The organism is Amycolatopsis pretoriensis, from assembly GCF_900107925.1.
Taxonomy (GTDB): Bacteria; Actinomycetota; Actinomycetes; order Mycobacteriales; family Pseudonocardiaceae; genus Amycolatopsis; species Amycolatopsis pretoriensis.
In genome coordinates, this window is sequence record NZ_FNUJ01000002.1 from 78,172 (window position 1) to 90,902 (window position 12,731).

At 72.1% G+C, this 12,731-nt stretch carries 18 protein-coding genes; 12 read left to right on the forward strand and 6 right to left on the reverse strand.

Annotation, left to right across the window (positions count from 1 at the left end; all coding sequences use genetic code 11):
- Positions 1–28 precede the first annotated feature (28 nt).
- The 3 genes from BLV96_RS07190 (at position 29) to BLV96_RS07200 (ending at position 1,658) form a co-directional block, all read left to right on the forward strand.
- Entirely contained in the window at positions 29–358 is a 330-nt protein-coding gene (locus tag BLV96_RS07190) for a plasmid stabilization protein (protein WP_086676626.1), read from the forward strand.
- Positions 359–420: 62 nt separating this feature from the next.
- Positions 421–870 (forward strand): ATP-binding protein, encoded by a 450-nt coding sequence (locus BLV96_RS07195; RefSeq protein ID WP_086676627.1) that lies wholly within the window; start codon positions 421–423, stop codon positions 868–870.
- Positions 867–1,658 (forward strand): SigB/SigF/SigG family RNA polymerase sigma factor, encoded by a 792-nt coding sequence (locus BLV96_RS07200; RefSeq protein WP_086676628.1) that lies wholly within the window; start codon positions 867–869, stop codon positions 1,656–1,658. Before BLV96_RS07195 ends, BLV96_RS07200 begins: the two co-directional genes overlap by 4 nt.
- 99 nt (positions 1,659–1,757) lie before the next feature.
- On the opposite strand, the gene BLV96_RS07205 is transcribed toward BLV96_RS07200, so the two are convergent.
- Positions 1,758–3,272, reverse strand: a complete 1,515-nt coding sequence (locus BLV96_RS07205) for a CYTH and CHAD domain-containing protein (protein ID WP_091389090.1) — start codon at positions 3,270–3,272, stop codon at positions 1,758–1,760.
- Between the two features lie 125 nt (positions 3,273–3,397).
- Between BLV96_RS07205 and BLV96_RS07210 the strand changes: the two genes are divergently transcribed.
- Both BLV96_RS07210 and BLV96_RS07215 read left to right on the forward strand, forming a co-directional pair.
- Positions 3,398–3,925: a hemerythrin domain-containing protein gene (locus BLV96_RS07210; RefSeq protein WP_086678144.1), complete on the forward strand. Its 528-nt coding sequence runs from the start codon at positions 3,398–3,400 to the stop codon at positions 3,923–3,925.
- A gap of 63 nt (positions 3,926–3,988) precedes the next feature.
- The gene (locus BLV96_RS07215) at positions 3,989–4,789 is read left to right on the forward strand and encodes a GAF and ANTAR domain-containing protein (protein WP_086678146.1); all 801 of its coding nucleotides are present in this window, start codon (positions 3,989–3,991) and stop codon (positions 4,787–4,789) included.
- A gap of 60 nt (positions 4,790–4,849) precedes the next feature.
- Here BLV96_RS07215 and BLV96_RS07220 read toward each other — a convergent pair whose 3' ends face one another.
- The 3 genes from BLV96_RS07220 to BLV96_RS07230 all read right to left on the reverse strand — a co-directional run bounded on the left by BLV96_RS07220 (position 4,850) and on the right by BLV96_RS07230 (position 6,764).
- Entirely contained in the window at positions 4,850–5,317 is a 468-nt protein-coding gene (locus BLV96_RS07220; protein ID WP_086678148.1) for a hypothetical protein, read from the reverse strand.
- Positions 5,318–5,388: 71 nt separating this feature from the next.
- Positions 5,389–6,222: an aldo/keto reductase gene (locus BLV96_RS07225; RefSeq protein WP_086678150.1), complete on the reverse strand. Its 834-nt coding sequence runs from the start codon at positions 6,220–6,222 to the stop codon at positions 5,389–5,391.
- 80 nt (positions 6,223–6,302) lie between these two features.
- Positions 6,303–6,764, reverse strand: coding sequence for an SRPBCC family protein (locus BLV96_RS07230; protein ID WP_086678152.1), 462 nt, complete (start codon positions 6,762–6,764; stop codon positions 6,303–6,305).
- 118 nt (positions 6,765–6,882) lie between these two features.
- Here BLV96_RS07230 and BLV96_RS07235 point away from each other — a divergent pair, with 118 nt between their 5' ends.
- Genes BLV96_RS07235 through BLV96_RS07245 form a run of 3 tightly spaced genes read left to right on the forward strand, consistent with a single transcriptional unit; the run spans position 6,883 to position 7,861 of the window.
- A complete protein-coding gene (locus BLV96_RS07235) occupies positions 6,883–7,296 on the forward strand; it encodes a phage holin family protein (RefSeq protein WP_086678154.1) in 414 nt (137 codons plus the stop codon).
- Positions 7,293–7,601 (forward strand): DUF3618 domain-containing protein, encoded by a 309-nt coding sequence (locus BLV96_RS07240; protein WP_086678155.1) that lies wholly within the window; start codon positions 7,293–7,295, stop codon positions 7,599–7,601. The genes BLV96_RS07235 and BLV96_RS07240 overlap by 4 nt, the downstream gene beginning before the upstream one ends.
- Positions 7,598–7,861, forward strand: a complete 264-nt coding sequence (locus tag BLV96_RS07245) for a DUF4235 domain-containing protein (RefSeq protein ID WP_086678156.1) — start codon at positions 7,598–7,600, stop codon at positions 7,859–7,861. Before BLV96_RS07240 ends, BLV96_RS07245 begins: the two co-directional genes overlap by 4 nt.
- A 49-nt stretch (positions 7,862–7,910) precedes the next feature.
- Here BLV96_RS07245 and BLV96_RS07250 read toward each other — a convergent pair whose 3' ends face one another.
- Positions 7,911–8,282 (reverse strand): STAS domain-containing protein, encoded by a 372-nt coding sequence (locus BLV96_RS07250; RefSeq protein ID WP_086678157.1) that lies wholly within the window; start codon positions 8,280–8,282, stop codon positions 7,911–7,913.
- A 168-nt stretch (positions 8,283–8,450) separates the two neighbouring features.
- Between BLV96_RS07250 and BLV96_RS07255 the strand changes: the two genes are divergently transcribed.
- The 3 genes from BLV96_RS07255 (at position 8,451) to BLV96_RS07265 (ending at position 11,454) form a co-directional block, all read left to right on the forward strand.
- Positions 8,451–9,740 carry an NAD(P)/FAD-dependent oxidoreductase gene (locus BLV96_RS07255; protein WP_091388893.1) on the forward strand — a complete coding sequence of 430 codons (1,290 nt, stop codon included), beginning with the start codon at positions 8,451–8,453 and terminating at the stop codon, positions 9,738–9,740.
- A gap of 11 nt (positions 9,741–9,751) precedes the next feature.
- Positions 9,752–10,300: a hypothetical protein gene (locus BLV96_RS07260; protein ID WP_086680364.1), complete on the forward strand. Its 549-nt coding sequence runs from the start codon at positions 9,752–9,754 to the stop codon at positions 10,298–10,300.
- A 62-nt stretch (positions 10,301–10,362) separates the two neighbouring features.
- Positions 10,363–11,454: an Rv2629 family ribosome hibernation factor gene (locus tag BLV96_RS07265; protein WP_086680362.1), complete on the forward strand. Its 1,092-nt coding sequence runs from the start codon at positions 10,363–10,365 to the stop codon at positions 11,452–11,454.
- A 4-nt stretch (positions 11,455–11,458) separates the two neighbouring features.
- Here the strand turns inward: BLV96_RS07265 and BLV96_RS07270 are convergent, their stop codons facing one another.
- Positions 11,459–11,653 (reverse strand): DUF2630 family protein, encoded by a 195-nt coding sequence (locus tag BLV96_RS07270; protein ID WP_091388895.1) that lies wholly within the window; start codon positions 11,651–11,653, stop codon positions 11,459–11,461.
- A 57-nt stretch (positions 11,654–11,710) separates the two neighbouring features.
- Between BLV96_RS07270 and BLV96_RS07275 the strand changes: the two genes are divergently transcribed.
- Positions 11,711–12,697 (forward strand): serine hydrolase domain-containing protein, encoded by a 987-nt coding sequence (locus BLV96_RS07275; RefSeq protein ID WP_158104209.1) that lies wholly within the window; start codon positions 11,711–11,713, stop codon positions 12,695–12,697.
- Positions 12,698–12,731 lie beyond the last annotated feature (34 nt).

Here is a 12,731-nt window from a genome sequence, read left to right on the forward strand (position 1 = left end):
CCCGCCCGCGAAGAGAAGGGAGTGTGCCATGCCCCAGTCGTGGAGCGCCAAGCGCGAACGGCAGTATGAGCACGTCAAGGACTCGGCCGAGGACCGCGGGGCGAGCACGAAACGGGCGAAGGAGATCGCCGCCCGGACCGTGAACAAGAACCGCGCGCAGTCGGGCGAGTCCCGGCAGGCCAGCAAGACCTCGGTCAAGGACAAGTCGCCGCAGCAACGCGGTGGTGAGCGCTCCGGCAACCGCAAGGGCCCGGGCGGCCCGACCAAGGACCAGCTCTACAACGAAGCGAAGAAGCGGAACATCAACGGCCGCTCGACGATGACCAAGAAGGAACTCGAACGGGCGCTGGGCCGGTGACGAAACCGGAAACACCTGATCAGCAAGTGTCGTCATTCCCCCAGATGGGTAGTACCTCCCGCATGGAAGAAACACGAAGCGGCAGCTCGCACGGCGCAAAGCCGACGCTGGACGAGCTGCTCGAAGAACCGGTCGAGCTACGGCTGCCCGCCATGGCGGAGCAGATCCCGCTGGTCCGGATGCTCACGCACGGCGTCGTGTCGCGCGCGGACTTCGGGCTCGACGCCATCGCCGACGCGAAGATGGCCGTCGACGAGGCGTGCGCGCAGCTCGTCCAGCTGGCCGAGCTCGGCGCCCAGCTGCACTGCCGGTTCGTGCAGAAGGAGGACGGCCTGCACGTCGTCGTCTCCACGCGGTCGACGGAGGCCCAGCCGCCCAGCGACCGCACGTTCGGCTGGCACGTGCTCACCACGCTGAGCCGGTCGGTGGCCGCGCACTGCGACGTCCTTCCCGGTGGAGGCGCGGGCATCGTCACGATCGAGCTGGTGCTGAACCCGGGAACGAGCGCGTGAGCGGCGAGCGGAAAACCCTCCTCCACCGCCCGGACGAATACGCCCACTGTGAGCCGCTGTTCGAGGAACTGGGGACCCTGGACGACGGCGATCCGCGGCGGGAAGTCGTCCGGAGCAAGCTGGTCACCGAGCTCCTGCCGCTGGCCGAGCACATCGCGACCCGGTTCTCCGGGCGCGGCGAGCCCCGGGAAGACCTGGTCCAGGTGGCGCGGATCGGCCTGATCAACGCCGTCGACCGGTTCGACCCCACCCGGGGCCACGACTTCCTGTCCTTCGCGGTGCCGACGATCATGGGCGAGGTGCGCCGGCACTTCCGGGACACCGGCTGGTCGGTGCGGGTCCCGCGACGGCTCAAGGAGCTGCACCTGTCGCTGAGCCAGGGCTCGGCGGTGCTGTCGCAGCGCCTCGGCCGCGCCCCGACGCCCACCGAGCTGGCCGAGCACCTGAGCCTGGACGTCGAAGAGGTCCGCGAAGGGCTGGTGGCCGGCAACGCCTACCAGGCCCTGTCGGTCGACAAGCCGGTGCACGACGACGCCGAAGCGCTGTCGCTGGCGGACACCATGGGGGAACCCGACCACGAGATGGCCATGGTCGAGAACCACGAGGCCCTCCAGCCGCTGCTGCAGGAACTGCCCAAGCGGGAGCGCGCGATCCTGGTGATGCGGTTCTTCGGCGGGCTGACGCAGACCCAGATCGCCGACCGCGTCGGCATCTCCCAGATGCACGTCTCCCGGCTGCTGTCGCAGACGCTGGAGCAGCTCCGCGGGAAGCTCACCGGCGAAGGCTGACGCCCGCCGGCTCCCGCTCCCCCTCTGCAAAACGTCTTGAATGAGTCATTCAGGATCTCCCCGGTCCTGAATGACTCATTCAAGACGGTGCTGTGCTGCTCAGAGCCAGCCCGGCCGGCCGCCCTTGCGCAGCCGCCGCCACTCCCCCGCGAACCGCGCGCGCAGCTCGTCGGCTTCCGCGGCGTCACGCGCGTGGAGCAGCCCGAACGTGAAGGTGTTCTGCCCTTCACCGTGCCCGGCGATGGTCAGGTGGTGCAGGACATCCCGGCCGACCACGGTGTCCTGGTGCTCGCCCAGCGTGCTCTGGACGGCCTTGACGTTCTTGCGCCACGCCCGCAGCTTCTTGCCGTAGACCGGTTTCACGGTGTCGGCGGCGTAGCGGGCCCGCTTCGCCTTCTTGCGGACTTCGTGCAGCGCCGTCTCCAGCTCGTGGCCGTCCAGGCCGCGCGCCGCCGCTTCGGCGCTACGCAGCTTCTTCGCGGCCTTGCGGACCGGCTTGCGCAGCGCCTCCTTCGCGGGCTTGCGCGCCCGGCCGGTCAGCGGCGGTTCCTCGACCACGGTGTCCAGCGCGCGCAGCAGGTTCAGGTACCGCTTGCCGGTCAGCGTCGCCATCGCCCGGGTCCGGCCCTCTTCGGCCTCCCGGGCGAAGTAACGGGTCAGGTACTGGCGCAGCGGCCCGAAGACCAGCTCCGAGGGCACGTCGTCGAGGCGCTCGCGCAGCCGCTGCTCGGTGACCTCGGTGTCCCGGGCCGGGGCGAGCTGCTGCCCGAGCCACTTCAGCTCGGCCGCGAGCGGCGCGGTCGCCTCCTTGTCCACAATGGACCCGAAGGTGCGGAGCGCACTGCGCAGCTTCCGGGTCGCGACGCGCATCTGGTGCACGGAGTCCTCGACGTCCAGCCGGACCCCGACGTCCGCGCGGCGCAGGCGGACGTAGTGGTCGCGCAGTGACGCCAGCACGACGTCGCCCGCCGTCGGTTTCTTGCGGCTCCGGGGCGGCGCCGGGACGCGGTCGCCGATCAGGCGCCGCAGCTTCGACGGCCACGGCGAGACCGACGCGCCGGCCTCGGCCAGCGCCCGCTCGAACTCGTCGAGCCGGCCGGGGTCGGTATCGGGTTCGAGCTCCAGTTCCAGCTCGCGCCACTCGTCGAGCCGCGCGCTCTCGCCACCGGCCTCGCCGGTGACGTGGTCGTCGGTGAGCGTCGCGACCGTCCGGCCGTCGCCGTCGGCCAGGCGGTGGGCGAACCGGTCGGTGCGCAGGTGCGCGATCGGCACCAGCTTCTCCCCCAGGGTGAACGCGCGGACCAGCCGGCGCAGCCGCCCGGGGACCTTGTTCGGGTCGCCGCCCAGCGGGAGCTGAATCTCCTGCCGCTCGTCGGCGGAGACCGGCAGCTTGAGGTGCCAGCCCGCGTCGTGCCCGCCCACGCGGCGCCGCAGCGTGATGCCGTTCCTGGCCAGCCGGTACGTGTCGGTGTCGTAGTAGGACGCGTCGAGGATCTGCTCCACCGGATCGTCCTGCGTCGTGACACCGGCGACGCCGACGAGCCGCGGCACCCCGCTGCCCGCGACGATCTCGTACTTGCGCTCGCGTTCGGTCACCGACGACGGCGCTGCCATGATCATCCTCCTCTGGGACCGGTTCACCCCACGGATACCCGGCGTGCGGCGGCCTGACACGGGATTCGCCGCGCGAGCAGCGGGTATCCCGGACGCGAATCCCCGAGCCCGGACCAGGAGCGTGCATGAACGGCAGCCAGCCCGCAACCGACCTGACCACCGTCCTCGCCGGCGACCACCGGGAGCTGGACCGGCTGTGCACCGAGCTCGAGCTCGGTCAAGGCAGCCCGGAGAACCGCAAGGACCTCGCCGACCACCTCATCGCGGAGCTGGTCCGGCACGCCGTCGCCGAAGAGTCCTTTCTCGACGGAGACGGCGCGCTCGCCGAGGCGGACGACCTGATGCGGCAGCTGGAGGGCGCGGGACCGCAGGAGACCCGGTTCGAGCGCCTGCTGGGCGGGCTGATCCGCGCCGTCCGCAAGCACGTCCACGACGAGGGCCCGGCGGCGGTCCGCCAGGTCCGGCTCACCTGCTCGCCCGAGCGGCGGGCCGAGCTGGGCAAGGAGGTCCTCGCGGTCCGGGACGCCGCGGCGACCGTGCCGCACCCGGACCTGTCCGACCGCGTGCCGCAGGTCGACCAGCTGTGGCCGGGGCCGGGCTTCGTCGACCGGGCGCGGGACGCGCTGCGCCGGGCGGCGGACTCGCCCGGTTGAGCGCCGGGGGCGCCGGGATCGGGTTGAATGGGGACCGGCACCCGAAGGAGGACGACGACCGGCATGAGCATCGGTGAAGACGAATGGGCGCGCGAGCGGGCGCGGTTCGGAGCGGACAGCGAGCCACCGGCCGGCCCGCTGACGCGGCAGTTCGCCGAGCTCACGCGCACGCTGCTGGAAGTGACCCCGACCGTCGGCGGCGTGCTGCGGCTCGTCGTCGGCGCCGCGAGCGCGCTCGTGCCCGGCGCCGACCTGGTCAGTGTCACGCTGCGTGAGCCCGATGGCACGTACCACACACCGGTCGAGACCGATCCGGTCGCGGTACGGCTGGACCAGGTGCAGTACGACCACGGTGAAGGCCCCTGCGTCGAATCGGCCCGTCCGGACGGCCCGGCCATCGGCTGGTCCCAGGACCTCGCACACGACCCGCGCTGGCCGTCGTTCGGTCCGGCCGCGGCCGGCTTCGGGTACCACTCGGTGCTGGCGACGGCGCTGCTGCCGGACGCCCGCCCGCCCCGCCGTTCGGGAGCGCTCAACATCTATTCGAGCCGGCCGGACGCGTTCGACAGCCGGTCGATCGACCTGGCGCTCCTGCTGGCCACGCACGCGTCGCTGGCGCTGGCCCACACGGAGTCCGTCGCGGCGGCCCAGCTGGAGCAGGAACACCTGCTCCGCGCGGTGGAGAGCCGGGACGTGATCGGCCAGGCGAAGGGCATCCTGATGCAGCGGCGCGGCATCACCGCCGACGAGGCGTTCGACGTGCTGCGCCGCGCGTCCCAGGACCTGAACGTCAAGCTGGCCGACCTGGCCGTGACGCTCGCCACCCGGCACACCGAGGTCGACCTCCCGGCCGCCGAGCACTGACCCGGACACGACCGAAGGGCGGAGCTTTCACGTGAAAGCTCCGCCCTTTCGTCTTGAGCGTTACTGGGCCGAGTACGGCGAGCGGTTCTCCAGCGACGGGCTGACGTCCGGGTAGGTACCCGGCTGGCCCGGCACCGGGGTCACGGTCGGGCCCTGCTGCTCGGGCTCGGGCCGCTGCGGGCGGGGGCCACGCTGGACGACCGCCTCCACTTCCTGCTCACCGCGGATGCGCGACAGCACGGCGAGCGTGATCCCGTGGGCGATGGCCAGGATCAGCAGCAGCACGCCGATGCGGGCGACCACGCCCGTGATGTCGCCGCCGAGGTTGATGGTCGACACGAGGGCCAGCACGCCCAGGGTCGCGAGGTGGAACAGCACCGTGACCAGGCGGGTCATCGAAGCACCGGCCGCCGGGTCGCCGTAGGAGCTCTCCAGGTAGCGGCGGCCGCTGCGGTAGATGATCTGCCCGTCGATCAGAACCAGCACCACCCCGATCACGAGAAACGACAGGTACGCGTTGGTGCTCATGCCGGGACGCTCCTTCCAGGGGGACCTCTCCGGGTGAAGTACCCGGCCGGTTGCGGAGGGAAACGCCGCGGTCACCCCGTGAAGGTGTCGGGGTCCGGCCCGGTCCGGCGTCCGTCGTCGAGCTTCCCGATCGCCGCCATGTCCTCGTCGTCGAGCTCGAAGCCGAAGACGTCGATGTTCTGCCGGATCCGCTCCGGCGACGACGACTTCGGGAAGACGATGTTCCCGAGCTGCAGGTGCCAGCGCAGCACCACCTGCGCGGCCGTCCGGCCGTGCTTCTCGGCCAGCTCCTTCAACGCGGGGTCGTCGAGGACTTCGGCTTGCGCCAACGGGCTCCACGCTTCGGTCGCGATGCCGTGCGCCCGGTGGTACTCGCGCAGTTCGGTCTGCTGCAGCGCGGGGTGCAGCTCGATCTGGTTGACCGCGGGCACGGTGCCGGTCTCTTCGGCGAGCCGGTCGAGGTGCGCGGGCTGGAAGTTCGAGACGCCGATGGCGCGGGCCTTGTCCGCCCGCAAGATGTCTTCGAAGCCCTGCCACGTGCGGACGTAGTTGTCCTTGTGCGGCAACGGCCAGTGCACGAGGTAGAGGTCGACGTGGTCGAAGCCGAGGCGGCGCAGGCTGCCTTCCAGCGCGGTGATCGCGTTGTCGTGCCCGTGCGCGTCGTTCGCCAGCTTCGTCGTGACGAACACGTCTTCGCGCGCGAGCCCGGATTCCGCGATGCCGGCACCGACTCCCTCTTCGTTGCGGTACATCTGCGCCGTGTCGATGTGGCGGTACCCCGCTTCCAGCGCGGTCCGCACGGCCTGGGCGGTCTCTTCCGGCGGGATCTGGAAGACGCCGAACCCGAACTGCGGGATCCGCACGCCGTTGTTCAGTTCCACGGCCGGGACGTCGGTGGTCGTCATGCCTGCGGCCTACCCGGGGGCTCCGGGCACAAAACACGGCGGGGCGGTAGCCGCCCCGCCGTGTCACTCGATCGTGTGAATCAGGTGCCCGGGCGGTCCACATCGCCGCGCCACGCGCCGGTTTCGCCGCCGCGGCGTTCGATGAACTCCTTGAAGCGGTTCATGTCGCCCTTCACCCGGCGGTCGAGCACGCCGAGCTTGTCCGCCACGTTTTCGGCGAAGCCCTCCGGGTCGATGTCCATCTGGGCGGTGACCCGGGTGCGGGAGTCGTCGAGCCGGTGGAACGTGATCACGCCGGCGTGGTCGGGACCGGAGTCGGACGTCCACGCGACCCGCTCGTCGGGGTGCTGTTCGGTGACCGTCGCGTCGAATTCGCGCGTCACGCCACCGAACCGCGTCACCCAGTGGGTGTGGGTGGCGTCCACCTGGCGGATCTCTTCGACGCCCTCCATGAACTGCGGGAACTCCTCGAACTGCGTCCACTGGTTGTACGCGGTCGAAACGGGGACCTCCACGTCCACGCTTTCGGTGATCGTGCTCATGCACTCCTCCTCTTGGGTGGTGACGGGGAATCGGCTACCCGGTGCCGCACCGGTCAAACCCGGCGTGGTTGACCCCGCGCGGACCCGGGTACACGGCGGCCAGGCAAGGAGGTGTTCCGTGATCGAAGAAGTGAACAAGAAGCCGGCGGCCGACCGCTCGGTCGGTGAACTGGTGACGGACCTGACCGACGAGGTCAAGCGGCTCGTCCGGGACGAGATGCGGCTCGCGGTGTTCGAACTGCAGCGCAAGGGCAAGAAGATGGGTGTCGGCGCCGGGTTGTTCGGCGCGGCTGGCCTGTTCGCGTTGTTCGGCGCGGGCACGCTGGTCGCGGCCGCCGTGCTGGCGCTGGCGCTCGTCGTGCCGGGCTGGCTGGCCGCCGTGCTCGTCGCGGTCGCGCTGTTCCTGGTCGCCGGGGTCGCCGCGCTGATCGGGAAGAAGGAGGTCACCCAGGGCGTGCCGCCGGTGCCCGAAGAAGCCATCAGCGGCGTCCGCGGTGACGTGGAGACCGTGAAACAGGGAGTGCACTCATGAGCGGGGACTTCCCCAAGAACGCCGAAGAGGCGCGGCTCGACCGGGACACGACCCGTGAAGAGCTGACCGAGACCCTGGAGGCGCTCGGGCAGAAGCTCGACGTCAAGACCCGGGTCAAGGAAAGCGTCGACGACAAGCTGGACCAGGCGACCGCGAAGGTCGCCGACGTGACGAACGAGCCGACCGCGGTCAAGTTCCGCCAGGGCGCCGACGTCGTGCGGAGCAACCCGCTGCCGGTCTTCGCCGGCGTGCTGGGCCTGGTGATCGTGATCCGGCTGATCCTGCGACGGAGGAACGACTCGTGAACAAGGCGCTGTACAAGCCGTTGAGCTGGGTCGTCGGCGCCCTCGGCGGCATCCTCGCCGGGCAGGTGTTCAAGCAGGTCTGGAAGCGCGTGGCCGGCGAAGAGGACGCGCCCGACGCCACCGACCGCGACTACACCTGGCAGCAGGTGATCATCGCGGCGGCGGTGCAGGGCGCGATCTTCGCGGCCGTCAAGGCCGCCACCGAACGGGCCGGCGCCATCGGCTACCAGAAGGCCACCGGCGACTGGCCGGACGACTGACCGCTCGGCTGTCCACAGTGGACGTTCGGGAGGCGGGGCCGCCGGGCGGTCACGCCTCCCGGCCGGGCTCGGGAACCGGCGTCAGATCCGCGATCGCGGCGCCGACCCGGGGGTGGATGTCCAGCAGCAGGTCCGCGCCGGTGGCTTCCAGCGAACGGGTGACCGCGTGGCCGCCGACGACGACGGCGAGTGCGGCGCGGGTGTTCGCTTCGAGCAGCGAACGGACGCCGGCGCAGCTGAGGAAGGCGACGCGGGTGAGGTCGACGACCAGCCGCTCGCCGGTCGCGAGAGCTTCGTCGAGGGTGCCGACCGTGGCGGCGTCGACGTCACCCACCAGCGTGACGACACGGACCTCGCCCGGTCGTACGGTGCTGGTGAAGGTCAAGCCGGACGGTTCGTCGAGCGTGCGAAAACAGTACATTGCGCTCCCTATCGCAGCGTGCAGGGGCGCTGACCGGAGCACGTGAGTCTGAACAACAGCCAACCCCCTGACCGTACGCCCCTGCGCCCCCAGGTCAACCCCGCGGGGTTTCCGCGTCCCGACCTCGGGTAACCGGCGGAGACGGACATCCGCCCCGGAAGGAGACCCATGCGTGTCGTGATCGTCGGCGGCGGGTTCGCCGGCTACCACGCGGCCAAGAGCCTGCGGAAGACCGCCGGCGAAGACGTCGAAGTGGTCGTGCTCAACCCCACGGACTACTTCCTCTACCTGCCGTTGCTGCCCGAGGTGGCGGCCGGGATCCTCGACCCGCGGCGGGTGACGGTGTCCCTCCCCGAGACGCTGCCGGGTGTGCGGCTCGTGCTCGGCAAGGCGACCGGTGTCGACTTCGACGCCCGCGAAGTCTGCTACTCCGATCCGGAGGACCGGGACCACCGCATCCGCTACGACCGGGTCGTGCTCGCCGCGGGCAGCGTCAACAAGCTGTTGCCGATCCCCGGTGTCCCGGAATGCGCGCACGGCTTCCGCGGCGTGCCCGAGGCGCTCTACCTGCGTGACCACATCACGCGGCAGATCGAGCTCGCCGCGGCGGCCGACGACCCCGCCGAACGCGACGCGCGCTGCACGTTCGTGGTGGTCGGCGCCGGGTACACGGGCACCGAGGTCGCCGCGCAGGGACCCGCGTTCACCGAGGCGCTCGCCCGGCGGCACCCCGAGCTGGCCGGGCAGAAGATCCGCTGGCTGCTGCTCGACGTCGCCGAGCGCGTGCTGCCGGAGCTCGGCAAACGGCTGGGCCGGACCGCCGACGAGGTGCTGCGCGCCCGCGGGGTCGAGGTGCTGATGAAGACTTCGATCGACCACGCCGACGCCAAGGGCGTCACGTTGACCACCGGTGACCCGGTGCCGACCCACACGCTCGTGTGGTGCGTCGGCGTGCGGCCGGACCCGCTGGTCGCCGACCTCGGGCTGGAAACGGCGAAGGGCCGGCTCGTCGTCACCGAGCAGCTGGCCGTGCCCGGTCGCGACGGCGTCTTCGCCTGCGGTGACGCGGCCGCGGTGCCCGACCTCACCCGGCCCGGCGAGTACACCGCGATGACCGCGCAGCACGCCGAACGGCAGGGCAAGCTCGCCGGGCGCAACGTGGCTGCGTCGCTGGGCTACGGGAGCCCGGGCACCTACCGGCACCACGACCTCGGCTTCGTCGTCGACCTGGGCGCCGGCGCCGCCGCGGCGAACCCGTTGCACATCCCGCTGTCCGGGCTCCCGGCGAAGGCCGTCACGCGCGCCTACCACCTCATGGCGATGCCCGGGAACCGCGTGCGGACCGCGGTCGATTGGGCGCTCGAACGGCTGACCGGCCGCCAGACCGTCCAATTGGGACTCGTCCGGTCCGGTTCGGTGCCGCTCGACACCGACTCCCCCGAACTCCCCCGGCACTGAGAGGACCTGTCATGGCCGCCGAAACCGCTCGTTCCGAAGGCCCGTCGGTCGTGACCGCGGGCGACCCGTCGGGTCCGAAGATCATCGTGCTCGACCCGGCCGGCGCCGCGCGGCACGACGAGCTGCCCGCGACCTGGCGCCCGCTGGCGGAGAAGCGCGGGATCTTCTGGTGCCGGGTCCCGGCCGGCGGCGCGCTGACCGAGGCCGACGACCTCGTGGGCGACCACGGGCCCGGTGACCCCGAAATCGCCGTCGTGGCGAGCGGCCCGTTCGCGGCCGAAGCCCTGCAGCTCGTCGAACGCCACGCGGGCGGGGCGGCCCACCTGCTCCTGGTCGACCCGGCGTCGGACGCGTTCCTGCCCTCCGGCGACGCCGCGAAGGCGAACGAAGACTGGATGGCCGAACACGACGACGTCGTGGCGAAGCTGCGCGAAGCGGGCACGGAGGTGCGCGTGATTGCGTCGACGACCGAAGGCCCGGAGGACCGGGTGCCCCCGCCGTTGCCGCTCGGTCACCCGGACGTCGTGGCCGCGGTGCGGTCGGCGCTCGGCGACGTTTAGCCCCGCGGGCCGGGCGGTAACCGCGCACGACGGTTCCCGCCCCGACCCGAAGGGAGTCCACTGTGGACACCACCGCGCTGCGCGACCTGACCGAAGCGGACGGGCCGTTCGCGTCCGCGCACTTCGACTTCTCGCACGACACCGAGGACGCCGCCAAGCTCCTCGGCCTCCGGCTGAAGGAGATCGAGGCCGGCCTGAGCGACCAACGGGCCGACCCGGCGACGATCGAAGCCGTCCTGCGCGCCGTGCGGGACAGCGAGCCGCCGGTCGGCAAGGCGGGCCGCAGCATCGTCGCCGCGCACGGCGAGGTGCTGCTCGACCGGCGCCTGGCCGCCCCGCCGCCGGCGACGGTGGCGCGCTTCTCGGCGCTGCCGTACCTGTTGCCGCTGGCGACCCACGCCGTGGAAACGCCGAAGTACGTCCTGGTCGTGACCGACCGGGTCGGCGCCGAGATCACCGAGCACGCCGGTGGCGAGCCGCGCACGGAGACGGTCGAGGGTGACGACCAGACGGTGCACAAGGTCCGCAGCGGCGGCCCGGCCCACCACCACCTCCAGAACGCGGCCGAGGAGACGGCCCGGCGGAACCTGGCGACCGTCGCCGACCACGTGGCGAAGGCCGTGGAGCGCTCCGGCGCGCGGCTCGTCGTCCTGGCCGGGGAGAAGCAGGCCCGCGCGGCGCTGCACGAGGCGTTGCCCGAGCACCTCCGCCGGATCACCCGGGATGTCGAGGGCGGCAGCCGTGCCGAGGGTTCGTCGCGGGCGGAGCTGGACCGGCGGGTGCGCGAGCTGCTGACCGGCCGCCACCTCGCGGAGCTGGACGACCTGGCCGAGCGGTTCCGCGCCGGCTCGGGCCGCGAAGAGGGGCTCGCGGTGAGCGGCCTGGAGGCGGTGGCCGGCGCGCTGGCCGAAGCGAACGTCGAGACGCTGCTGGTCGGTTCACCGGGCGACACGACGGTGTTCGGCGGCCCGGACCCGGCGCAGGTGGCCGTGGGCAAGGCCGGGCTGCAGGCGCTGGGCGTCGCCGAGCCCGAGCAGCGCCGGGCCGACGAGGCTCTGCCGTTCGCGGCGGTGGCGACCGGCGCGGACGTGGTGGTGCTGGACGAGCGCGTCGACCTGTGGGAGGGCTTCGGCGCCATCCTGCGCCACGGCTAGCCCGTCAATCGTCGTCGAAGACCGAGAGCGCCTGGCGGCGGTGCAGCAGGTCGACCGCGGCGTCGAGCTGGTGTTCGAGGTCCTTGAGCCGGAGGCGCTCCTCCGGGGTCAGGCCGCCGTGGTGGAGGGCGCCCTTGCGCAGCCGGTGCTCCTCGTCGATCAGGTCGGCGATGCGGTCGGTGATTTCGTGGCCTGCCATGGGAAGTTCCCCTCCTGTCCGCCCGCGAGCATACGCCGCACGGGTACCCTCGCCCAGGTGATCGAGGTCGCCGAGCTGGTGCGGGCGCGCGGGGCCCGGGCGAGCCTCTGCGTCCTGCGGGACGGCCGGGTGCTGCTCGACATCGGCCCGCCGGACGCGCTGTACTGGATCTTCTCGGCGAGCAAGCCGTTCGTCGCGCTGCTGGTGCACGAGCTGGCGGCGCGGTCCGATCTGGACCTCGACGACCCGGTGGCCCGCTACTGGCCGGAGTTCGCGGGCGGCGGCAAGGGCGCGGTGACGATCCGCCAGGTGCTGCGGCACCGCTCCGGCTTCGCGACGGCCCGCGGGTTCGCCCGTGACGCACTCACGATGACCGATTGGCCGCGTGCGGTCCGCGCGATCGAGCGGGCCCCGCTGCGGTGGGAGCCCGGCGCGGTCCCGGCGTACCAGCCGATCGTGTTCGGGCACATCCTGGGCGAGCTGGTCCGCCGGGTGACCGGCACGTCCGTGGGCTCGCTGCTCACGACGGAGTTCCTCGGTCCGTTGGGGCTCGCCGACACGTTCCTGGGGCTGCCGTCGTCGCTGTGGTCCCGGCACGTCCCGGTCCGCGGCCACGGCTTGGGCGGCCCGCTGGTGGCCCGGGTGGTGAACCGCCGCGCGGTCCGCGGCGCGGTGATCCCGGCGGCGGGCATCTCGACGACGGCCCGCGACCTGGCCCGGTTCTACCAGGCGTTGCTGGACGGTTTCGCGGGCCCGGCGGTGGCGGAGGCCCGCCGCCCGTCGGGCGAAGCGGTGGTCGACCGCACGATCGGCACGCGCATCCGCTGGGCCCAGGGCTTCCAGCTGGGCGGGGTCGGCCGTCCGATGGGGACGTTGAGCGCGCGCGAGACGTTCGGGCACAACGGCAGCAACTGCTGCATAGCGTGGGCGGACCCGGGGCGCCGGCTGGTGTTCGCGTACTTGACGGACCGGCTGGTCTCGGGCCACAGCGCGGCCGCACACCTGGGCGAAGTGGCGGACGCGGTCCTGAAGTCCTGCGGCTGAAGGGCACCTTCGGTGCATGTGACGAGAGGAAGGT